This window comes from Nocardiopsis trehalosi NBRC 14201 (genome assembly GCF_001552555.1).
In the GTDB taxonomy this organism is placed as follows: Bacteria; Actinomycetota; Actinomycetes; order Streptosporangiales; family Streptosporangiaceae; genus Nocardiopsis_B; species Nocardiopsis_B trehalosi.
The window spans coordinates 12,976-35,066 of record NZ_BCRK01000050.1 but is presented as its reverse complement, the minus strand read 5'-3'; the positions used below and the strand labels follow the sequence as shown (position 1 = coordinate 35,066).

Here is a 22,091-nt window from a genome sequence, read left to right as displayed (position 1 = left end):
AGCCATGGACCTGACCGTGCTCGGCGGCGCCACGCCCTACCCGCGCCCCGGTGCGCCCTGCTCCGGCTACCTCGTGCGACACGGTGGCACCCGCCTGTGGATGGACGCCGGGACCGGCACGCTGGCCGCCCTCCAGGAGCACGTCCGGCCCGACCTGCTCGACGCCGTGTGGATCTCCCACCTGCACGCCGACCACTCCGCCGACCTGCTGACCGCGTTCTACGCTCTGCGCTACGCCGACCTGCGCCTCGCGCGCCCCCTCCCGCTGTACGGGCCGCCGGGGACCGCGGAGCGGCTCCGCCACTACCTGTCCAACGCCGGCGCCGCCCCGGTCGAGGAGGCCTTCGACGTCCGCGAACTCCACGACGGGCATGCCTGCGCCGTGGGCGGGCTGCGGCTGCTGACCCGGAGCGTCGACCACGGGTTCCCCGCGTTCGGCGTGCGCGTCGAGGCCGGGCCGGCGGTCCTCGCCTACTCCGGCGACACCGGGCCCTGCGCCGCGCTGGACGACCTCGCCGCGGGCGCCGACCTGCTGCTGTGCGAGGCCGACGGGGACGCCCCCGCCGACGGCGGGCCCCGCGTCCACCTCACCCCGGAGGACGCCGGCGGGTACGCGCGGCGGGCCGGGGCGCGGCGGCTCGCGGTCACCCACGTCGGGCCGTTCCTGCGCCCCGCCGACGCGGTGCGGCGCGCCGGCGCCGTGTTCGGCGGACCCGTCGAGTACGCCCGGCCGGGCGCCGTGTTCCGCGTGGGCGACCCCGGCTGACGGCCGGGTCAGTCCGCGCGGCGGATCTCGACCGACTCCAGGACGATGTCCTCCTCGGGGCGGTCGGCGCGGTCGGTGGCGACCGTCGAGATCGCCTCGGCGACCTCCAGGCCGGCGTCGTCGGCGACCTCGCCGAAGACGGTGTGCAGCCCGTCGAGGTGGGGGGCGGGCGCCGTCGTGATGAAGAACTGCGACCCGTTGGTGTCGGGGCCCGAGTTGGCCATGGCCAGCAGGCCCGGGGCGTCGAAGGAGCGCTCCGGGTCGATCTCGTCCGCGAAGGTGTAGCCGGGGCCGCCGGTGCCGACGCCCAGGGGGTCGCCGCCCTGGATCATGAAGCCCTCGATGACCCGGTGGAACACGGTGCCGTCGTAGAACCGGTCGGAGCCGGTCTCGGAGTTCACGGCCCGGCCGCCCTCGGCGAGCCCGACGAAGTTCTGCACGGTGAGCGGGGCCTCCTCGGCGAACAGCTCCACCTCGATGTCGCCCTCGCTCGTGCGCAGCACGGCGCCCTCGACCCCGGCGAGGTCGACCTCGGGCAGGTCCGGTCCGGCGGCGGCGGAGCCGTCCGGACCGGCCGCGCCCCCGGACTCGGGCTCGGGGGTCGGCGCGCAGGCGGCCGCGGCCGCGAGGGCGGTACCGGCCGCGACGGCGGCGGCCGATCTGAGGAAACGGTTCATTCGCGGCACTCCGGTCGACGCGCTGGCGGACGGAGCACAGGCTAGCGGGCCCCGCGAACACCGCCGGGCGGGCCCCCGCGAGGGCCCGCCCGGCGCGCGTGAACGGCGAAGGTCAGCCGACGAGCCGGTCCGTACCGTCCGCGTCGGCGCCACCGAGCGGCCAACTCATGCGGACCACGGTGCCCTTCTCGTTGGGCTCGATGCTGACCTCGTCGGCGAGGCCGACGATGACCGCGAGCCCCACGTCGGGGGAGAGCCCCGAGACGCCGTCGGGCGGCGTGTGGTCGTCGAAGAAGAGCCCCGACCCGTCGCCCCGGTGGTCCAGCGGGATGCCCGGCTCCTGGGCGGGAGCACGGTCGGACACCACCACCTCGAACCGGTGTGCCGCCTGGCCGTTGTGCGGTGCCGGGGCGGGGGCGCCCCCTCGGGAGGAGACCGGGCCCGCCCCGTCGATCAGGTCGAGCTGGATGGGCTGCCCGGGGCAGTGCGCGCGGTGCGCCTCGACGGCGCGGGAGCACGCCTCGCCGACCGCCAGCCGGATTTCGTCGAGGGCGGATTCCGCGATGCCCGCGCGACGTGCCACGGCCGTGGCCATGAGCCGGGCCGTGCGCACGTGGGCGGGCAGCGCACTGATCGTGAGCTGGACGAGTGCCATGGTGTGCCCGTTACGCAGCTACTTCGACTTACGGTTGTCGATGGCTTCCTGCACCGACTCGTAGATGCCGAAGACCTTGGTCAGGCCGGTGATGCGGAAGATCTTCAGGATGCGCTCCTGCGTGCACACCAGGTCGAGCGTGCCGTCGTGCGCCCGCACGCGCTTGAGGCCGCCCACGAGCACACCGAGCCCCGTCGAGTCGAGGAACTCCACCTTCTCCATGTTGACCACGAGGTGGAAGTTGCCCTTGTTGACGAGGTCGATCAGCAGCTCACGCAGCCGTGGCGCGGTATAGACGTCGATCTCACCCTCGACGACGACGATCTCGGTGTCGTCCTGGGTGTGGTGATCAAGTTTCAAGTCCACTAGTCCTCCAGCGCCGAACCGCGAAAAATCCGCGAGTGATCTCTGCCGGGCGTTACCCCACAGTGCGGCATTCAACCACGCCTGTACGTCGGGTGATCCGCTCTCACTGCGGAAAACCCGACACCGCGCGTCTGTTCCCCCAGATGTCACACTGAAACCGGTGTGCGACATCCGCCATCCCTGTTGACGCGCGACGCCTGCCGAGGAGGGTGCCGGGGTGAACCAGTGGGAGTCGACCCTCCGCCGACTGTGGCGTGACCATACCCGGAACTCGCAGGTGACACATGTGGAGCGACGGGCACGTGGCGACGGGGTAAGTGAAGACTGGCCGACCTGGGCACCGGCCCAGGTCGTGGAGCGCCTGACCGCGTCGGGCATCACGGCTCCGTGGTCCCACCAGGTCGCCGCCGCGAACCTCGCGCGCTCCGGTAGCAATGTGATCATAGCCACCGGTACCGCCTCGGGGAAGTCGCTCGGCTACCTGCTGCCGTGCGCCGAGGCCGTCGGCCAGGGCGGCACCGTGCTCTACATCTCCCCCGCCAAGGCCCTCGCCGCAGACCAGCGCCGCGCCCTCGCCGACCTGGACCTGCCCGGGGTGCGCGCCGCCACCTACGACGGCGACACGCCCGGCCAGGAGCGGGCGTGGATCCGCGCCCACGCCAACTACGTGCTCACCAACCCGGACATGCTGCACCACGCCGTCCTGGGCCGGCACGCCGCGTGGGCCGGGTTCCTGCGCCGGCTCCGCTACGTCGTCGTGGACGAGGCCCACCGCTACCGCGGCGTGTTCGGGTCGCACGTCGCCCAGATCATCCGGCGGCTGCGCCGGGTGTGCGCCCGCTACCGGGCCGAGCCGGTGTTCGTCCTCGCCTCCGCCACCACCGGCACCCCCGAGGAGAGCGCGAGCCGGCTCATCGGGCTCCCGGTGGCCGCCGTCACCGAGGACGCCTCCCCGCGCGCCGCGCTCAGCTTCGCCCTGGTCGAACCCGAACTCACCGACCAGGTCGGCGAGAAGGGCGCCCCGGTGCGGCGCACCGCGACGGCCGAGGCCGCCTCCGTCCTCGCCGACCTCGTCGGCGAGCGGGTGCGCACCCTCGCCTTCGTCCGGTCCCGCCAGGCGTCGGAGGTCGTCGCCCTCACCGCCCAGCGCCACCTGCGCGACCGGCACAGCCCCGGCGGCGACCGCCTGGACGGCCGGGTCGCCGCCTACCGGGCCGGCTACCTGGCCGACGACCGGCGCGGCCTCGAAACCGCCCTGCGCACGGGCGAACTCCTCGGCCTGGCCACCACCAACGCCCTGGAACTCGGCGTCGACATCACCGGCCTGGACGCCGTCATCGTCACCGGGTGGCCCGGCACCCTCGCGTCGCTGTGGCAGCAGGCCGGCCGCGCCGGGCGCACCGGCGAGGACGCCCTGGCCGTGTTCATCGCCCGCGACGACCCGCTCGACACCTACCTCGTGCACCACCCCGAGGCGATCTTCGGGCGGCCGGTCGAGGCCACCGTCCTCGACCCCGACAACCCCTACGTCCTGGGCCCCCACCTGTGCGCGGCGGCCGCGGAGATCCCCCTCGCAGAGGACGACCTGCCCATGTTCGGGCCCGGGGCCGCCGACGTCCTGGCCGACCTCGTCGACCGGCGGCTGCTCCGCCGCCGCCCGCGCGGCTGGTTCTGGACCCGGCACGACCGGGCGAGCGACCTCGCCGACATCCGCGGCGCGGGCGGGCCGCCCGTCCAGATCGTGGAGGGGGACAGCGGGCAGCTCCTCGGCACCGTGGACGAGGCCGCCGCCCACGGCACCGTGCACACCGGGGCCGTCTACCTGCACCAGGGGCTCACCTACGTGGTGGACCGGCTCGACCTGGAGGAGGGGGTGGCGCTCGTCCGCGGGGAGGCCCCCGACTACACGACCTGGGCGCGCGACGTCACCGAGATCGAGATCCGCGGCACCCTCAAGGAGCAGGAGTGGGGCGCGGCGGCCACCGTCCACTACGGCGAGGTGCAGGTGACCCGCCGCGTCGTCGCCTACCTCAAGCGCGACGTGCGCAGCGGCACCGTCCTCGGCGAGCACCCCCTGGACCTGCCCGAGCGCACCCTCGACTCCCGCGCGGTCTGGTGGACCCTGGCGCCCGAGGAGGCCGACCGGCTCCGCGCCGAGGACGTCGAACTGCGCGGCGCCGCCCACGCCGCCGAGCACGCCGCCATCGGGCTGCTCCCGCTGTTCGCCACCTGCGACCGGTGGGACATCGGCGGCGTCTCCACCGCCGTGCACGCCGACACCGGGCGGCTGACGATCTTCGTCTACGACGGCCACGAGGGCGGCGCCGGGTTCGCCGAACGCGGCTACGCGGCCGCCCGCGCCTGGCTCACCGCCACCCGCGCGGCCATCGCCGACTGCGAGTGCCGCGCCGGCTGCCCCTCGTGCATCCAGTCCCCCAAGTGCGGCAACGGCAACGACCCCCTCAGCAAACCCGGCGCCCTCCGCCTCCTCGACGCCCTCCTCACCCCCGCCCCCCGACCACCCGACCCACCCGGCCCCGGTCGGCACTGACACAGGGGCGCCTTTAGGCGGGCGGTCCTCCGACCGGTTCTGGCGCAGTGGTGCCTTCAGGCGAAGGCGGTCCTCCGGCCGGTACTGACGCAGCCGTCACGCGAAAGCGCCATATGGAGAGGCCGGGAGTCAGCCGCCGCCTCCGCCGCCCCCGCCCCCGCCCACGCCGAGGCCTGTGCCGGGATCTCCGGCACCGCCGCTGCCCCCACCGGCCACCGGCCACCGGCACCGCGTCGATCGGCCTGCGCCTGCCGCGTCCGCAGCCTCGGGGGAGGCGGCCAGGGGCGCGGCGGGCGCGGCCGGGATGGGGGCCGCCGGGCGGGTGGGATGGCGAATCCACCGGGGAGTCGGCCGAGTTATCCACAGCTTGGCGAATCCGCTTCCCTAGAGTAGTCATTCCAGCGCACTCTGGAGTCATGGTCCGGCCGACCCGGCCTGACCTGCCCGTCCGTCTGGAGGCGCCATGAACCTCGCAGTCGTCCGCCCTCGTCCCCGCCGCGCGTCCATTCCCCGACCGGCCCTTTGGGCCGGCCACCCGCGCGCCGGCGCGGCCCTGCGTCCGTGCGTCGCGTCGATCGGGCGCGGTCGCCCCGCCACCGCGACCTCACTCACCCCCATCCGTGTGGGCCGACCGGGCACGCCGAAGCGGCGTGGTCGTTCCGTGGCCGGAATCGCCCCTGGGCTCACCGGCGCGGGCCGACGGGGTGCGCCGCTCCCGCCGCCCCGCCCGGATGACGATCGTCGGCGGCTCGGCCCCCGCGCCCTCGCGGCCCGCGTCGCGGGCATCGTCGCCGGGAGCACCGGTCGGCCGACCGCCCATGGGCCCGATCGCGGCATGTCGACCGCCGAATACGCCATCGGCACGGTCACGGCGTGCGCCTTCGCCGCGGTGCTCTACGTCATCCTCACGGGCTCGGAGGTCAGCGACACCCTCACCCGCATGGTCACCGATGCGCTCCAGGGCGCGGGCTGACCGGGGAGCGGTCACCGCGGAGATCGCCGTCGCCCTGCCGTCGCTGGTCCTCGTGGTCGGCGTCGCGCTCGGCGCGGTCCACGCGGCGGGGGCCCAGGTCGCGTGCGCCGACGCCGCCCGCGTGGGCGCACGCGCCCTGGCTCGCGGCGACCCCGACTCCGCGGTGCGCGCGCTCACCACCGCCACCGCACCCCGAGGAGCCTCCCTCCACCTCGACCGGGGCCCCGACACCACCCGGGTGGTCGTCACCGCCCCGATCGCGGCGGGCCTGCCCGTCCCGATCACCGTTCACGGCGAAGCCGTGACCCCCACCGAACCCGGCCCCTGACCACCCGCTACGCCGAAGCCCCACCCACGGAAAGGAGGACCACCCGTGCCACGCCTCCACCTCGCCCCGTCGTCCCGGTGTCCGGCCGGTTCCGGCTCCCACTCCGGCAGGGTCGATGCACCGCCCGCCGGGCCCGGTCGCCGAAGGCGTGCGCGCGTCGGTGCCGACGCGGGGCCGGCCACCGCGCCGCGTCTATTCACTGCCCCGTGGCGTCGGTGCCCTGCGGGTTCGCGTGCTGATGCCGATCGGACGCGCAGTCGCTGGGCACCCGCCGACGGCGCGGGCAGGGCGTCCACCGGGTTCAGCCAAAGGCGGGTGCGCGTCGGCGCCGGGGCAGCACTGGCCGCCGTGCCACGGCTCCCCTCCCACCTGTCGCGTCCGCGTCATGCGAGTTCGGGTCCTGGCGCCGATCGGTCCCGTACCCGTTGGGCACCCGCCGACGGTGCGGGCAGGGCGCCCGCCGGGTCCGGACGTCCCGGGCGGACAGGGGTGGGTGCGCGTCCTCGCGCCGGGGCCCGCTCCGTGCCGCGTTTCGGGTGCCGCCCGTGGCCGCGACGTCCGGCGGGTCCCGGCGAGGGGCGGACCCATGTTCGCCATGTTCCTGCCGTGTGGGGTCCGGGCGGGATGCTCGTCGTGCCCGGCCGTCGAGAACCGGGGCAGGCGGGTGTGCCACCTCGCATGCGGCGGACCGCCGTCGCGGGCAGCGGCCGTCGACTGCGGTCGCGGCCTACGGCCGATGCGGGCTCCGGCACGGTCTGGGTCCTCACCGGATGCGTCCTCGCCTGGGTGGCCGCGCTCGCGGTCATCTGCGTCGCGGGTGTGCGCACCGATCGCCACCGAGCCGCCTCGGCGGCCGATCTCGCCGCCCTCGCGGCCGCCCGCCACGCCGTCGACCGCCCCGACCGCGTGTGTGCCATGGCGCGTCGGACCGCCGCCGACAACGGCGCCCGGCTCACGTCATGCACCGTCGCCGGCCTGGAGGTCACCGTCGAGGTCGTCCTACCCGCCCGCACCTGGCCCGCGACCGTCACCGCCCGCGCCGCCGCAGGCCCTGGGAGCGGCGCTCCCCACCCCCGCCCTCCGCCCGCGATCGATATCCGCCGAGCCATGGCTTGGACCCGCCAAGCCGTGTGCCACGCGGCCGCTGACCCCTGATCTCCGGTCGCGGTCCGCCGGATCCACCGGGCCGCCTCACGCACGACCGCTGACCGTCGCACTGATGCGTCGCGCGACCGCCGCCCGCCGAGTCGATGTCCCACCCACCGCGGCCAACGTCCGGATTTCCCGTCCGTCGCCCCGTCCACACCCCTGTGGGCGCGGCGCACTCCCGCCCGCCGATCAACGCAAGCCGAGAGAAAGCAGGCATTCGCGCCCATGCTCACGCGTCCCGGTCCGTTCACGGCCCGTTCCGCCGCCGTCGCCCTCGCCGCCGTCCTCACCTGCGCGGGGTTCGCCTACCCCGAGCCCCACGGCCCCCGATCGACCGCCGATCCGCACACCGACCACTCCGCCCGGGACCCCGACCCGGCCGCCGAGGCCGTTCGCGAGGCGCAGGAGGCCGCCGGCCACCTCATCGACCCGCTCCCCGCCACCGGCGTACCGGTCCCCACCCCCGCGCCGCGTCCACCGGCCGCCGACGCCGCAGACGCGCCCGACCCCCTGCCGCCGACGACGACGGCCGAGGCCACTACCGCGCTTCCGGAGGACACCCTCGGCACCGGCGAGGACACGTCCGCCCAGCCTCCGGATCCCGTGCTCCTTCCCTGGGACCGGCCGGACGGATCGCCCGTGGCGGACCTCCTCGATCCGGCGGGCGACGCCGCCGGCCCCGACTCGGGAACCGGCCGTCGACACGACCGCGCACCCGGGCTCCTTCCCGAGCGCCGCGACGGCTCCGACCCGGACGCCCCCGGCGACTCCGACTCCGGCGACTCCGACCCCGCTGACACCCGCCCCGCCCCCGATGACGACGGACCCCGCTCCGTGAAGGATTCGGAGCCCGCACCGCGCGCCGACGACCCTCTCCCCGGCGAGGGCGCGGACGCCGAACCGTCCGCGGCGTCCGTGCCCTCACCATCCTCGGACCGCTCCGATACCTCGGACCCTGGTGGGAAGGGGACGGGAAGCGATGGTCAGGGCGGTACCGGGGCGGGGGACGCCGTCGCGGAGGCGGGCACCGGTGCGGGCACCGCCGACACGACCGACGCCGTGTCCCAGGCCGCCCCGGAGGTCCGGTTCGGTTACGACCCGGCTGTGGCCGGTGCCGAACGCGGCGGGCAGATCGTCGGCACACTCGCCGCCTGGGTTCTCGCCGTCGCGTCGTGTGCCGCCCTCGGCCTGCGCCTCACCGTTGGCTGGCCCAGGTTCCCGCCCCGCTACCGAGGCCGCCGCCGCATCGGCGGCGGTTCCGTCCGCTAACCCCGCAGCGGCCGGTTTCCGCCCGACCGGGTCGGTCGCGGCCGACCCTTTCGCGGGAGCTTTGCCTCCCATCGACGGGAGGGGGCGTACGTGCCGCTCTTTCGGACCAGGGGGAATGGCCGGCCAGCCGCTCGCGGGTTTCGACCCCGGGTGGGTGGCCGGTCCGGCCGTGTTCCTCGCCCCTTCCCGGCCGCGCCGGGGGTCGGTGCACACGTGTCGGTGGCGGTTCTGTCCGCCCACGTTGTAGTGGCCGGTCTCCGCCCGACCGGGGCGGTCGCGGGCCGCCCCTTTCCCGGGAGCTTTGCCTCCCATCCCCGGGAACGGGCGTGCGCGTCGCTCGTCCAGACCAGGGAGGACGGTTGGCCCGATCGCCCGCGGGTCTCGACGCCGGGCGGGTGGCCGGTCCGGCCGTGCTCCTTGCCCTTCCCCGGCCGCGCCGGGGGTCGCCGCACACGTGTCGGTGGCGGTTGCGTTCGCCATCGCCGCAGCGGTCGGTCTCCGCCCGACCGGGGCGGTCGCGGGCCGACCCTTCCCGGCAGCTTCGGCCCCTATCCGGGAATGGGCATACGTGCTGCTCAACCGGGCCAGGGAGCATGGCGGGCGAGACCGCCCGCGCTTCGATCCCGGGTGGGGGGCCGGTCCGGCCGTGTTCCTCGCCCCTTCCCGGCCGCGCCGGGGGTCGGTGCACACCTGGCGGCGGCGTCCGGCGCGGTCACCGGCACCACTATCCGAGGACGCGGTCAGGTGCGTGTGCCGGGATGCGCGCTGGTGGGCAGGCATCGGGGGGCTGCGGATGGCCATGGCCTCACCCCGGCACCCCGGCGCCGAGTGGTCGGCATGCCGTGGCGGCGGTGGTGTGCCATCCCGCTGGGGCCGGTGGCCGGTGGCCGGTGGCCGGGGGCAGGGAGCAGGGGCAGAGGAGTAGGGGCGCGGGGGCGCGGGCACTGCTTTGGGGACGGCATCGCCGAAGATTCCTCTCGCGGGGCGCGGAGGTGAGCCGGTGGCCCGCCGCATCGACCCGTATTCGTCTCGTCCCGGGTGGGGGAGTGACCGCCGCCGTCGTCTCAGCCTCCATGCGGTGATGCCGATCGGGCCATGCGGGCGAACATTTTCCGATACCCATGGGTATCCGATACCCATGGGTATGCTAATCTTGTTTCATGAGCCAGTCCGAGAGACCCGAGGGGCCCACGCCCCGGATGCCGCGGGCGGAGGTACGGCGGCGGCTGCTCGACGCCGCGGCCCGTGTCTTCGCCGAACGCGGCTACGACGACAGCCGCCTGGAGGACATCGCGCACGCGGCCGGCTTCACCAAGGGCGCCGTCTACTCCAACTTCGGCAGCAAGCAGGCGCTCTTCGGCGCCCTCCTGACCGAGCGCGCCGACGCCGAACTCGCCACCGTGCTCGACGGCATCCGCGGCGCCGACGATCCCGCCGACGGCCTCGCCGGGGCCGCCGACCACGTCGCCCGGCGCATCACCGGTGACACCGAACGCGGCCGCCTCGGCCTGGAGGTCGCCGCCCGCGCGGTCCGCGACGATGCCACCCGTGCCGTCGTCACCCCCATGCGCCGCGCACAGCGGGCGGCGGTCACCCGCGCCATTGCCGACGTCGCCGAACGCGACGGCATCCGGCTCGCCGCCCCACCCGATGTCGCCGCCCTGGTCGTGCACTGCCTGACCAACGGCCTGTCCATGGAGCACCTCGCCGACCCCGAAGAGGTCGACGCCGAGGCCGTCCACGCCGCGCTGACCGCCGTCATCGCCGCCCTGGCGCGCCCGGCACCCGCCGAAGAACCGGTGGACCCCCCGACCGGCTGACCCGACACCGGGCCACCCCGCGAGGCACGCTCCACCGCCGCGCACCCCTCCGCCCACCCGCCCCCACCCCACCCTCACCTCGTCCCGCCTCCCCGATCCCCTCCCGCGTCGGCGGTAGCCGGGACGCGCGGCCGCGCACCCCGCCCGCGCGGGCGCGACCCCTCCGCGCGCCCTCGATCCGGTCGGGCGCCCGGGCGCACGGTCCGCGCCCACCGGCCGCCGTGCCCGGCCCCCCCCGAGCGTGCCGTCCGACGCGCCGTCGAGCCCGTGTGCTCCGAGCGCGGTCCACCCGCTGTTCCGTCCGCCCCCTGTTCCGTCCGCCCACCATCCGGCGCACATCAGGCGCGATCCGCCACCCGCGCCCCCTTCCGGTCCATGCACGGAGCGGCCGCCCCCATCGCTCCGCGGTGTCCGTGCGCCCCGGGCCGTCCGACCGGCCCGCATCGGGGTCGCACGGCGCCGACCCGGCGCCGACCCGGCGTCGCCCCGGCGCAGCGCTCCGCCGGCGTCCCCGGCGTCCCCGGTCATCCGGCCGGGGCCGTCGCGCCCCCACCTCGGTTCTCCCGACCGCACCGCGTGCGCGGTGCCCCGTCGGCGTGCGCTCATCCGCCCGCCACCCACCCATGAACGCCCACCTCGAATGGAGGCCCACATGTCCCCGACCACTCCCCGCCGCCGCCCTCCCACGGTCACGTCCGGGCCCGCTCGCGCCGCCGGCGGGCTCGTCGCGGCGCTCGCCGGGCTCCTCGCCCTCCCCGCCTGCGCCGCCGACTCCCCGGAGGAGCGCGACTTCGGCGCCGTGGCGGGCGCCCTCGTCATCGCCGCCGACACGGCGGACCTGGACATCCGCACCGCCGACACCGGTGCCCTGCGGGTGGTCCGCCACGTGACCGGCCCGAACACCGTCGAGGAATGGGGGTACGCCGACGGGACGCTCACCCTGCCCGGCGCCCACTGCCCGGTGCTGCCCGACGCCTGGTGCGGCGTCCGCTACGAGGTCCACGTGCCCGAGGGCACGGATCTGACGGTGGAGGGCGGCAGCGGCGCGGTGTCCTCGACCGGGCACACCGGCCCCCTGGCGGTGACCACCGACAACGGCGCCATCGACGTCGAGGCCGCCTCCGGCCCCCTGCGCCTGGAGGCCGGGAGCGGCGCCGTGCACGCCTCCGGCCTCACCTCGGAGCGCGTATCGGCCGCCACCGAGAACGGCGCCGTCGACCTCGCCCTCGCCGCGGCCGCCACCGAGGTCCGGGTGGCCACCGAGAACGGCGAAGTGGTCGTGGAGGTGCCCGACGCCCCGTACGCGGTGACCACCGAGACGGACAGCGGCGAGATCCGATCCGACGTGCCCGAGGACCCCGCCGCCCCGCACACGCTGCACGTCACCACCGACAACGGCGCGATCACCCTGCTGGCGGGTGCCCGATGAGCACCCACGCCGGCCCCGCCGCGTCCGCCGCATCCGCCCCGCCGCGCCGCCACGACGTCGACCGGCTCCGCAACGCGGCCATCCTCTTCCTCTTCCCGTACCACACGGCCCGGATGTTCGACACCGGCGCCCCGTTCTACGTCAAGGGCGACACCGCGCCGGCCGCCACCGTCCTGGTGGAGTCGTCGTTCTGGTTCATGCCGCTACTGTTCCTGCTGGCCGGGATGTCGAGCCGGTACGCCCTGCGCCGCCGCACCGCGCGCGCCTTCGCCGCGGAACGCGTCCGGCGCCTGCTCGTGCCGCTGCTGTTCGGGTTCCTGGTCGTGGTGCCGCCCCAGGCGTACTACGCCCGCCGGTTCCGGGGCGAGGACCCGGGCGGGTACGCGGAGTTCCTGGTCTCCTACTTCACCGACTTCTCCGACTGGTCGGAGTACGGCGGCGGGATCTCGCCCGCGCACCTGTGGTTCATCGGCTTCCTGCTGGTGATCTCGCTCGCGCTGCTCCCGGCGATGCGGGCGGTGCGGGACCGCGGGTACGCGCCCGCCTGGCTCCGCCATCCGGTCCTCGTGCTGCTGCCCGTACCCGCCGTGGCCCTGCTGGCGCTGGTCCCCGACATCGCGGGCAAGAACATCCTCGTCTACGCCGCGTACGTCCTGCTCGGCTACCTGCTCGCGGGGGACGACCGGGCCCTGGAGGCGATCGCCCGGCACCGCCGCACCCACCTCGCCCTCGGCGTCCTCGGGACGGCCGGGATGCTCGCCGCCGCCCTGTCCGGAGCCGACGTGCCCACCCCGGCTGCCACCGCGTGGGAGGCGTTCGCCTGCTGGACCGTCCTCCTGGCGATGCTCGGCTATGGGCGCCGCCACCTCAGCCGCCCGGGGCGGGCGACGGCGCACGCCACCGCGCTCGCCTACCCCGTCTACATCGTGCACCAGACGGTGGTGGTGGCCGCGGGCTTCTACGTGCTGCCCGTGGTCGACCGGGCGCCTACAGCGTTCGCGCTGGTGATGGGGTCGGGCCTGGTGGTGAGCATCGCGGTCTGCGCCGCCGCTCGACGGTTCGCCCCGACGCGGTTCCTCCTCGGCATGAAGTGAACCGCGCCGTCCCGCTGAGGGGCCGGTACCGGCCACGGCGGCGGTCCACCCCCGGGCGGGCGCGGAACGACCACCCGGTGTCCCCCGAGAAACACCGCCCTCCGAGATGATCGACGGCCTCCCGGACCGGTTCAGATCGGGGTCCGCTCCCGGTCGGCCGCCCGGCGGGGCACCTCCGCGCCGGTGCGGAGGGTGCCGCACCCTCGCGGCCGCCCGGGTCGCCCCCTTGTCGCCGCGCCCCGCGCCTCCCCGCCCTTTGGCGGCTGTTCCCTGACACCGACCTGCCGCAGGACGCGCTCACCCACGGGGTTACGCTGGCGCAGGCCGCGGTGGCGGCGCACGCGATGGGCGCGGTGATCGTCCCGGTCGCCGGACGGCGAAGGGCGGCCACTGCCATCGGCGGGTCGGTCTTCCCCGCGTTGTCAGCGGCCGGGATGCACGTGCCGAGCCAGGTGCCGCCCGGCGCGTTCGCGGCAGACCGTGGAACCGATTCCGTCACGCCCCACCGCCCCGCAACGGGCGGCGAACACCCCTCCGGGAAGCACGCATGACCACGCCGGCATCGCCACCCGTCCGCGCCACCGGTACGGCCGACCGTGCGCTGGCGCCCGACCTGGCGCGGGGCGTCATGCTGCTCGCCATCGCCATGGCCCACGCCCCGCTGTTCGTGACCGCCGTCGAGCGCGGGCCGGCCCTCGCCAACGAGATCACCGGCGTGATCCACCTGCTGTTCGTCCACAACCACGCGCGCCCGATGTTCGCCTTCCTCTACGGCTACGCGCTGGTGCAGCTCTACGACCGCCAGACGCGGCGCGGTACCGACTGGGCCGGCGTGCGCGGACTGCTGCGCCGCCGGAGTTCGTGGCTGGTGGCCATCGGCGCCGTCCACGCCCTGCTGCTCGTCCCGATCGACGTCCTGGCCGCCTACGGGATCGCCGGATTCCTGCTCGTCGGGCTGCTGCGGGCGAAGGACGCCACTCTGCTGTGGGTGGGCGGCGCCGCCCTGGTGCCCGCCACCCTGGTGACGGGGCTGGGCATGCTGCTGCCGCTGTCGCAGGGCGTCTCCAGCTACACGGTGGGCAGCATCGCCGCCGGTGACCAGGGCATGGCCGAGATGTTCGTCGACCGGCTCCAGACCTGGCCGTTCGCCCTGGTGATCCTCGTCGTGTCCGTCACCCCGGCGGTCGTCTTCGGCATCTGGGCGGCACGGCGCCACTACCTGGACGAGCCCGAGCGCCACCGCGGCCTGCTCGTGCGCTTCACGGTGGTCGCGACCGGGATCTCCGTCCTCGGCGCGCTGCCCGCCATCGCCATGCAGACGGGCGTGTGGGCCGCCCCGACGGCCGCCGAGATCGGCGCGGCGGCCCTGTTCCAGCCGCTCACGGGCTACTTCGGCGGCATCGCCCTGGCGGGCGCCGTCGCACTGGCCGCCATCGCCGCCGCCCGGACGCGCGGCCCGATCACCACCGCCCTCCAGGCGCTTGGGCAGCGCTCCATGACCGTGTACCTCGCCCAGTCGGTGGTGTTCACGGCCGTGTTCTTCCCGGTCGGACTGGGCCTCCAGGACGACCTCGGACTCGCGGGCGCCACTGCCGTGGCCGCCGTGAGCTGGGTCATCGCGATCGCCGCCGCCGACGTCATGCGCCGAACCGGCCGCCGGGGTCCGGCCGAGGTCCTGCTCCGCCGCCTCACCTACCCCCGGCCGCGCCCCGACTCCACCTGAGCCGCACCCCCGGGCGGGTGCGGGCGCACGGGATCATGGGGAGACGCGGCCCGGGGAGTCGGAGGCGCCGATGGAAGCGCACGACGTGGCCTACTGCCACCGGTGGAACGCGCAAGACGCCGAGCCGGGCGGCCCGATCACCGCGGGCGAGGCGCGGGAGCGGAACGCGGGCGGCGAGGAGTACACCGCGATCGTGCCCCGCGCGGGCCGCCCGCACCCGGTCCTGGTGACCGTCGTCAGGAGGAACGGCTCCTACGGCGCCGCCTTCCTGGACGACCACGGCCGGCGGACGGTGAACACGTGTTCACCCGGCTGGGCGACCGGCTCTTCCTCGGGCGGGTCCTCCCCCACACGTATCCCGACGAGACGCGCGGCTCGACCCCGTCGGACGCCGTACGGGTGGAGGACGTGCGCATCCGCCCCGACGGCTACGTCAAGGCCGTCGTCACGGACCACGGGAAACGGGAGAGGACGTCCACCGAGTACGCGGACGTGCCCGTGGACGCCGACTGGGAGCCCGTCCCCGGGTTCGGGGACTGAGGGCTCCATCACGCGCTTCGAACGCACGGGTGGCGCGGACGCGTGAGCGCGCCGCCAGAACCCCGGACGGCCTCGGCGGCCGCGCTCCGGCGGCGGCGGACGGGAGGGCGCGGTCGGCGCCCCCCCCGGACCGTCCCCACCGGTCGGATCGCCCTGCCTCGGGGCAAGCCGGTCTGCGCCGATCTCGCGTGGCGGACCGGCCGAGGCGGCCGACCGCCTGCGCGGCCCGCCGGCGCGCCGGCTCATGGCCCCAGAAGGCCGCCGACCAGGCCGGCGGCCAACGGGACCACGCCGATCAGCACGAACGCGGGAAGGAAGCAGAGGCCCAGAGGGGCCACCACCAGGACGCCGACGCGCTGCGACCGCGCCAGCGCCCGGGTGCGGGCGGTGGCGCGGGCCTCGGCGGCCTGCCGCTCCAGCAGGTCGCCGACGGGCGCCCCGGTGTCGGCGGCGCGGGCGAGCGCCCGACCCACGGCGGCGAGCTCCGGCGGCCCGCCCACCCCCTCCCAGGCGGCGGACGGGTCGGCGCCCAACCGCAACCGCTCGTGGACCGCGCCCAGGGACGCGGCCAAAGGGTCGGGCACCGCGCGGGCCACCTCCGCGAGCACGCCGGCCGGCGTCCCGCCGGCGCGCAACCCGGCCACCAGCAGGTCGACGGCGATGGGCAGCGCCGCCACGATCCGGGCGTGGTCGCGCGCCGACGAGCGCGCGCCGTCGCGCCCCGCCCACCACCCCAGGGCCCACCCCGCCGGCACCCCGACCGCCACCGCCGTCACCGGCCCGGCGACGGCCGCCAAGGTGACGGCGGGCAGCACCGGCACCAGCCACCGCACCGCCCGCGCACCGGCGGGGGAGCGCCGAGGCGCGCGGGGCCGCCCGGGGAGCAGCGCGGCGAGCCGGCGCCGGGCGGCGACCCGCCCGGGCGGCCCGAGGAGCCGCACGGCGGCGGTACCGAGGGCCACGACGGCGAACTCCAGCAGCACCACGTCGACTACTCCGTTTCGTGCGCGGTGAGGACACCCCGGACCAGGCGGTGCGTCCACCACAGCCCGAGCGCGTCGAGAAGGACCCCGGCGGCCAGGCACGCCGACCCGACCGGTGAACCGAACAGGAACGCCAGCGGCGCCCCGCCCACCCCCGCCGACATCGCCAGGCCGAGCACGGGCAGGGCGCTCAGCACGAGCGCGGTCGTCCGGGGCCCGGACAACTGCGCCGCGAGTTCCCGCCGGGCGGCACCCTCGCGGTCGAGGCCGTCCGCGAGCCGGTCCACGACGTCGGCGAGCCCTGCCCCGGTGCCCGACGCCACCCGCCAGCACGCCGCCAGATAGCCCAGCCCCGCGGCGCCGGGCAGGCGGGCGGCGGCGGCCAAGGGCGCGGCCAGGTCGCCACCGGCCCGCGCGGCCGCGACCAGCCCGGCGAGCTCGCGGGTGGCGGGGGGCGTGAGGCCGGACACGGCGGCCTCGACCGCCGAGGCGGGGTCGCGCCCGGCGCGCAGCTCGGTGGCGAGGACCCGGCACAACTCCACGGCGGCGCGCCGCCGCCGGTCGGCGGTGCGCCCGGCGAGCAGGTCATAGCGGGCGCGCACGTCGGCCACCGCCCGCGTCCACCGGTCGGCCCCGGCCCGCCGCGCGGGTGCGCCGCCGGTCAGGGCCCGCAACCGCGCGGACGGGGTGGACGGGATGGCGCGGGCGGCGACCCAGCCGAGCACCCCGACCGCCAGCAGCCACCCGCCCGGGCCGGCGGCGGCGAGCATGCCGGCGCCGTTCATCCGGACCGGCCCGGTGAGGAGGCGTCCTGCTGGGGGAGCCAGCGTGTGCCCACGCGCGCGGCGAGGTCGGGCAACCCCTCGTGCCGGACCACGCCGCCGCCGGAGGGGAAGGACACCGCGGGGACGGCGCGGACGAGGCCGTCGCGGGTCCGGCGCAGGACGCGCACCTCGGCGACGCGCCGCACCCCGCCCCGGTCGCGGACCAGGTGGACGACGAGCACCCGGGTGGCGGCGAGCTGGCTGTGCACCGCCTCGCGGCCGAGCCCCGCGGCGCCCCCCAGCGCCTCGATGCGGGCGGGCAGGTCGGCCGCCGTGTTCGCGTGGACGGTGCACGCCCCGCCATCGTGGCCGGTGTTGAGGGCGATCAGGAGGTCCACCACCTCGGTTCCGCGGATCTCGCCCACCACCAGGCGGTCCGGCCGCATGCGCAGGGCCTGCCGGACGAGCTGGTGCAGGCCGATCCCGCCGGACCCCTCGATGTTGGGCGGCCGCGCCTGCAGGCGGACGACGTGCGGGTGGGCGGGTGCGAGTTCGGCGGAGTCCTCCACGAGCACGATGCGCTCCCGGTGGGCGACCAGGGACAGCAGCGCCGACAGCAGGGTGGTCTTGCCCGTGCCGGTCCCCCCGCAGACCAGGAATGCGGCGCGCGCGGCGACGACGGCGGCCAGCAGCCGCGCCCCGGGTTCGGGCAGGCTGCCGGAGGCGACGAGTTCGGCCAGCGAGAACACGGTGCGGCGGGGCAGGCGCAGCGACAGGCAGGCGCCCTCGGGGGCGACGGGCGGCAGCACGGCGTGCAGGCGCGCCCCGGACGGCAGCCGGGCGTCGACCCAGGGGGCGGCGGAGTCGAGCCGCCGCCCCGCCTGCGCGGCCAACCGCTGGGCGAGCCTGCGGACCGCGTCGTGGTCGGGGAAGCGGACGCCCGGCGCCGGGCGCAGACCGTCGCCGTCATCGACCCAGACGTCCGCGGGGCCGTTCACCAGGATGTCGGTGACACCGGGGTCGGCCAGGAGGGGGTCGAGCGGTCCGGCCCCGGCGAGGTCGGCGCGGAGCAGCCGCACATAGGCCAGCACCTCGGCGTCGCCGAGCACCCCGCCCTCGGCCCGCAGCGCCGCAGCCACCCGGGCCGGGGTGGGGTCGGCCCCGTCCCCCGCCAGCCGCGCCCGCACCGCGTCGACCAGCTCCGGATCGACCCGAGGCTCACCGTTCACGCCCCCACCCCCCGCCGGGGTGCTGCCGGGATCGGCGTGGCCCGGGTGGGGGAGTGAAGGGGTGGCGGTTGGGGGCGGGGTGCGCCGGAGACCCGTGCGGGTGGCGGGGTCATGACGGGCCGCCCGCCGGGGTGAGCAGGCGGGTGAGGAAGGCGTCGGCGAAGACCGCCAAGGGGGAGTCGCGCCGGTCGGCGGGCGGGTCGCCGCGGTCGAGCGTGCGGGTGAGACCGGGCTCGGCGGTGAGGTCGCCGTCGAGCGGCAGGTCGAGCGCGTGCGCGACGGTGTCGGCGGGCAGGTCCGGACAGGCACCGCGCACGACCAGGCGGAGGTCGCCGGTGTGGCGGCGCAGCCGGGGGACCAGGCGGTGCGCCGCCATGACGGCGTGCAGGTCGGCCGGAACGGCCAGCAGCACCACCGTGGACCGCCGCAGCGCCTCCTCGATGCCCGCATCGACCGCGCGCGGCAGGTCGCAGACGACCAGGCCGGCACCGCGCACCGCCGATGTCAGCACCGCCCGCATGGCGGTCTCGGGGACGGGTTCGGCGGGCCCGTGGTCCCAGGTGAGGAGCGCGCAGCCGCGGACGGCGGGCAGCGCGGCGCGCAGCGCCGACCACTCCATGCGGCCCTCGCGGGCGAGCAGGGCGTTCCACCGGCCGCCCTCGGCGTGTTCCCCGCCGACGAGGAGGTCGAGCCCGCCGCCCAGGGGGTCGGCATCGACCAGCACGGTGTCGAGGCGGGCGCGGCGCCCCGCCAGCGCCAGCGCGACGGCCACCAGGCTGGCGCCCGCCCCGCCCCGGCCGCCGACGACCGACACGACCGGTGCGGTGCCGGAGCGTTCGCGCGCGGAGTCGGCGAAGAGGTCGGCGAGGCGGTGGTCGTCGTCGGGGAGGGACAGCACGGTGCGGGCGCCGACCCGGCCCGCGGCGTCCCACCCCGGGGAGCCGGGGAGGACCGCCCGGACGTGGTCGGCGACGACCACGTTGGGGTGCGGGTCGGGTTGGAGGTCGGCGACCCGCGCGAGCAGGTCGGCGCCGACGACCACGAGCGGCGCCCGACGCCAGTCGCGCCCGGCCTGCTGCGGCGTGGCGGCGACGACGGGCTCGACGGCGGCCGCCGCCGCGAGGCGGAGCAGGTCGTCGAGCAGCCCGGGGTGGTCGGTGACGATCAGGGGACGGCGGGGGTGTGCGGCATCCATGGCGGCTCCTGGAGGAGGTGGTCCACCTCCAGGTTCGCCGCCGCGCCGGGGGCGGCGAAAGTCGAATTCCCCGCCTGTGGAAAACCTCCCCGTGCCGCCCCCGCTCCCCCGCCGATCCACTGCCGGGCGCCGCCCACGGGCGCGCCGAAGCCGCCGCGCGGGCGTTCCCCACCCGCCGACGCGACGGGGTGCACGGCCCGCGGCGGCGCCGCAACCACCTGCGCCGTGGGCCCTGGCCACTCGCCCGATCGCCGCACCCGTCCGGGCGGGATGCGGGTCGCGGGACACCACCTACGGGCGGCGGCCCGAGGCCGCCCTCGGCTCCGCGTCGCTTCCCGACATCGGCACAACGGGGCGTCGGCCGCCGTTGCGCGTCGCATGCCCGACGCGGCGGGTGCGGGACTCGGCCACATGGGGGACGGCTCGCCGGGACGGGGGGAGCGCCGCCCGGCGGCCCCCGGCCCGGTGGGCGCGTCCCAGGGCAGGGCGGCCGCCGTCGGCGATGCCGCAAGGGGGAGGTGGATGTCCCGGCGCGCGCCGGGGCGACCGCGACACCGGGCGGCCTCCGCGTGGTCCGGTCGGCGCCGCACACCGCGCGGCCGGAATCCACGGGCTCCCGCACGGACCGGTCGGTGACCGCCCGCTCCGCCCACGTCGACGCGCCTCCGAGCCTTGGCGGTGGGGTTGCGGCAGTGGGGTTGCAGGGGACGCGGCCGGCGGCACGGCGGGCCCGCTCCGGCCCGGGGCCGCTACGGGTCATGGGGCGCGTGTGGTGGAGGCGGGTGTCCGGCAGCCGTGCACGGGCGAGAGGGAGCGCACGGGAGGACGCCTCGGTGTCCGGAGGAGGCGGCCCGCCCGCACGGCGCACGGGGACAAAGATCAGACGGCCGCCCGGCGGTGGGGCACACCGCGGAACACGGCCGGTCGGGGTCGCGGAAGAGCACGGAGTATTCGCCGGAGCGGGTGCGGGGGCCGACGGGGGCAGGTCGTGTCGCCGGTCGTCCCTTCCACGGCGTGGGCGGCCTGGTCTCACGAGTCCGGGGGCGGGGACGTCGTCCGGTTCCTGCGCCCGGAGGGCCAGGGGCGGAGTCGTCGCGTCGTCCGGCTCCTGCGCCCGGCCGGGTGGGCCGATGGTGGCTGCGGCGCGGTTGTCGGTGGGGGCGGTTGTGCCGCCTTCGTCCCGGCCCGCCCGCCGTCGCGGCGCTCCCGGCGGCGTCGGAGCCGTGGGGCGGGCGGTCGGTTCGGCGGCGGCGGGTCAGGACGTCGCGAGGGCCAGGGCGAGTGCCAGGGCAACGACCGCCACGATCGTGCTCCCCCCGATCGCGAGCCCCAGGCGGTAGGGGTGCCGCTCCGCCCACGGCACCAGGCCCGGGTACGACTTCCCGAACTCCTTGGCGGTGACCGGCCGGTCGACGCCGTCGCACGGTACACCGAGCGCGCGCACGAGGCGGTCGAGGTCGGCGCGGGCGAACGGTCGGCCGTGGACGCGGACGACCAGGCCGCCGTCCGCGTCGACCAGGAACAGGTTGTCCGTGGGCCCGCCGCGGGGCAGGGTGAAGGTCGCGCGCACCACCCCCGCGACGCGTGAGCGCGCTCGGCGCCGCGTGATGACGACGCCCCGCACGACGACCTCGTCCGCCGTCAGGGTGACCCGGGAGCGGAGGAAGGCCCCGAGCACCACGACGACCAGCGCGGCGAACCCGGCGCCCATGGCCGCGGCCGCCCCCGCCGACGCGCCCCGCAGCAGCATCGCGGTGACGGCGACCCCGGCGGTCAGGACCGCGAGGACCAGGACGGCCACTCCGTTGCGAGGGTCCGACCGGAGGACGAGGACGCCTGGGTTGTCGCTCACGTGTACTCCACCCCTTTCCGGGTCGCCGTCAGGTTGCCGTATCCCGGGCGGTGGCCGCCATCCCGGGCGACCGAAGGGCCTCCCGCCACGCGCTCCCGGCCCGGACACGCGCGTGGGAAGGACGCATCGCCAGCGCGGGTGCGGCCCACGCCGGACGGCGGCCTCGTGCCGGCGCGCCGGACCATGCCGATCCGGCCGGGTCGGCGCGGCGGTGTACCCCCTGCGACCAGCGGGAAGACCGAGACCACCGAGTCCTCCGGCGGCGACCGGCCGCACCGGTATGAGAAGGGGGCCGCCATGGCCACCTGGGCCTACATCTACGAGCACCCCGCCACCGACCCCGTCGCGGACGCGGCCGCCGTCGACCGGGGCGGGCAGCGGACGCTCCTGGTCCCCGTTCCGGCCGCCGCTGCGGCCCCGGGCGTCGCGCGGCGCCTCGTCGACGAGGAGGGCGCCGCGCTGATCGAGCTGTGCGGGGGGTTCACGCTCGCCGACGCCGCCCGCGTGGTCGAGGCGGTCGGCGACCGCGTCCCCGTCGGGCACGTCGCCTTCTCCGCCGAGGCCGTGCGCGGGGCGGCCGCCTACGGCGCCGCCGCCGAGGCCGACACGGGCGGCGGGACGGCCGGCTGACGGGTGACCGCGCCCCCGGCCGCATGCGCGATCGGGGCCCGGAACGGACACGGGGAACGAGCGGCGTCCCGCCGTGAGCGGTCCGCCGGGGATCGCGG

General features: G+C 76.8%; 20 protein-coding genes. 12 read left to right on the top strand and 8 right to left on the bottom strand.

Annotation, left to right across the window (positions count from 1 at the left end):
- On the top strand, window positions 1–766 hold a 766-nt coding region (locus NT8_RS11700), incomplete at its 5' end, for an MBL fold metallo-hydrolase (protein ID WP_394326579.1).
- 8 nt (window positions 767–774) lie between these two features.
- Here the strand turns inward: NT8_RS11700 and NT8_RS11695 are convergent.
- The 3 genes from NT8_RS11695 to NT8_RS11685 all read right to left on the bottom strand — a co-directional run bounded on the left by NT8_RS11695 (window position 775) and on the right by NT8_RS11685 (window position 2,464).
- A complete protein-coding gene (locus tag NT8_RS11695) occupies window positions 775–1,443 on the bottom strand; it encodes a peptidylprolyl isomerase (RefSeq protein ID WP_067967633.1) in 669 nt (222 codons plus the stop codon).
- Window positions 1,444–1,555: 112 nt separating this feature from the next.
- A complete protein-coding gene (locus NT8_RS11690) occupies window positions 1,556–2,098 on the bottom strand; it encodes an ATP-binding protein (protein ID WP_067967631.1) in 543 nt (180 codons plus the stop codon).
- An 18-nt stretch (window positions 2,099–2,116) separates the two neighbouring features.
- A complete protein-coding gene (locus NT8_RS11685) occupies window positions 2,117–2,464 on the bottom strand; it encodes an STAS domain-containing protein (RefSeq protein ID WP_067967629.1) in 348 nt (115 codons plus the stop codon).
- Window positions 2,465–2,681: 217 nt separating this feature from the next.
- On the opposite strand from NT8_RS11685, the gene NT8_RS11680 reads away from it, so the two are divergent.
- From NT8_RS11680 to NT8_RS11640, 10 genes are all read left to right on the top strand, one after another.
- Window positions 2,682–5,015 (top strand): DEAD/DEAH box helicase, encoded by a 2,334-nt coding sequence (locus tag NT8_RS11680; protein WP_394326578.1) that lies wholly within the window; start codon window positions 2,682–2,684, stop codon window positions 5,013–5,015.
- An 835-nt stretch (window positions 5,016–5,850) separates the two neighbouring features.
- Window positions 5,851–5,988 carry a DUF4244 domain-containing protein gene (locus NT8_RS28560; RefSeq protein WP_084468850.1) on the top strand — a complete coding sequence of 46 codons (138 nt, stop codon included), beginning with the start codon at window positions 5,851–5,853 and terminating at the stop codon, window positions 5,986–5,988.
- The gene (locus tag NT8_RS11675) at window positions 5,966–6,316 is read left to right on the top strand and encodes a TadE family type IV pilus minor pilin (RefSeq protein ID WP_067967627.1); all 351 of its coding nucleotides are present in this window, start codon (window positions 5,966–5,968) and stop codon (window positions 6,314–6,316) included. The genes NT8_RS28560 and NT8_RS11675 overlap by 23 nt, the downstream gene beginning before the upstream one ends.
- Window positions 6,317–6,940: 624 nt before the next feature.
- A complete protein-coding gene (locus NT8_RS11670) occupies window positions 6,941–7,471 on the top strand; it encodes an Rv3654c family TadE-like protein (RefSeq protein WP_369406298.1) in 531 nt (176 codons plus the stop codon).
- A gap of 219 nt (window positions 7,472–7,690) precedes the next feature.
- The gene (locus tag NT8_RS29315) at window positions 7,691–8,734 is read left to right on the top strand and encodes an ICP22 family protein (protein WP_067967624.1); all 1,044 of its coding nucleotides are present in this window, start codon (window positions 7,691–7,693) and stop codon (window positions 8,732–8,734) included.
- A 1,160-nt stretch (window positions 8,735–9,894) separates the two neighbouring features.
- A complete protein-coding gene (locus tag NT8_RS11660) occupies window positions 9,895–10,554 on the top strand; it encodes a TetR/AcrR family transcriptional regulator (protein WP_067967621.1) in 660 nt (219 codons plus the stop codon).
- Between the two features lie 652 nt (window positions 10,555–11,206).
- Window positions 11,207–11,983, top strand: a complete 777-nt coding sequence (locus tag NT8_RS11655; protein WP_157515706.1) for a DUF4097 family beta strand repeat-containing protein — start codon at window positions 11,207–11,209, stop codon at window positions 11,981–11,983.
- Window positions 11,980–13,077 (top strand): acyltransferase family protein, encoded by a 1,098-nt coding sequence (locus NT8_RS11650; RefSeq protein WP_067967615.1) that lies wholly within the window; start codon window positions 11,980–11,982, stop codon window positions 13,075–13,077. Before NT8_RS11655 ends, NT8_RS11650 begins: the two co-directional genes overlap by 4 nt.
- Before the next feature lie 547 nt (window positions 13,078–13,624).
- Complete coding sequence (locus tag NT8_RS11645; protein ID WP_067967613.1) at window positions 13,625–14,800, top strand: DUF418 domain-containing protein; 1,176 nt, start codon at window positions 13,625–13,627, stop codon at window positions 14,798–14,800.
- A gap of 300 nt (window positions 14,801–15,100) precedes the next feature.
- A complete protein-coding gene (locus NT8_RS11640; RefSeq protein WP_067967610.1) occupies window positions 15,101–15,340 on the top strand; it encodes a hypothetical protein in 240 nt (79 codons plus the stop codon).
- Window positions 15,341–15,582: 242 nt separating this feature from the next.
- Here the strand turns inward: NT8_RS11640 and NT8_RS11635 are convergent, their stop codons facing one another.
- The 5 genes from NT8_RS11635 to NT8_RS11615 all read right to left on the bottom strand — a co-directional run bounded on the left by NT8_RS11635 (window position 15,583) and on the right by NT8_RS11615 (window position 21,363).
- Complete coding sequence (locus NT8_RS11635) at window positions 15,583–16,326, bottom strand: type II secretion system F family protein (protein ID WP_369406297.1); 744 nt, start codon at window positions 16,324–16,326, stop codon at window positions 15,583–15,585.
- Between the two features lie 5 nt (window positions 16,327–16,331).
- Window positions 16,332–17,093 (bottom strand): type II secretion system F family protein, encoded by a 762-nt coding sequence (locus NT8_RS11630; RefSeq protein ID WP_067967645.1) that lies wholly within the window; start codon window positions 17,091–17,093, stop codon window positions 16,332–16,334.
- 11 nt (window positions 17,094–17,104) lie between these two features.
- Window positions 17,105–18,316 (bottom strand): TadA family conjugal transfer-associated ATPase, encoded by a 1,212-nt coding sequence (locus tag NT8_RS11625; protein WP_067967607.1) that lies wholly within the window; start codon window positions 18,314–18,316, stop codon window positions 17,105–17,107.
- A gap of 109 nt (window positions 18,317–18,425) precedes the next feature.
- Entirely contained in the window at window positions 18,426–19,511 is a 1,086-nt protein-coding gene (ssd, locus tag NT8_RS30325) for a septum site-determining protein Ssd (protein ID WP_067967604.1), read from the bottom strand.
- A 1,255-nt stretch (window positions 19,512–20,766) separates the two neighbouring features.
- Window positions 20,767–21,363, bottom strand: a complete 597-nt coding sequence (locus NT8_RS11615) for a hypothetical protein (RefSeq protein ID WP_157515704.1) — start codon at window positions 21,361–21,363, stop codon at window positions 20,767–20,769.
- 297 nt (window positions 21,364–21,660) lie between these two features.
- Here NT8_RS11615 and NT8_RS11610 point away from each other — a divergent pair, with 297 nt between their 5' ends.
- Entirely contained in the window at window positions 21,661–21,993 is a 333-nt protein-coding gene (locus tag NT8_RS11610) for a DUF6506 family protein (protein ID WP_067967642.1), read from the top strand.
- Window positions 21,994–22,091: the final 98 nt, after the last annotated feature.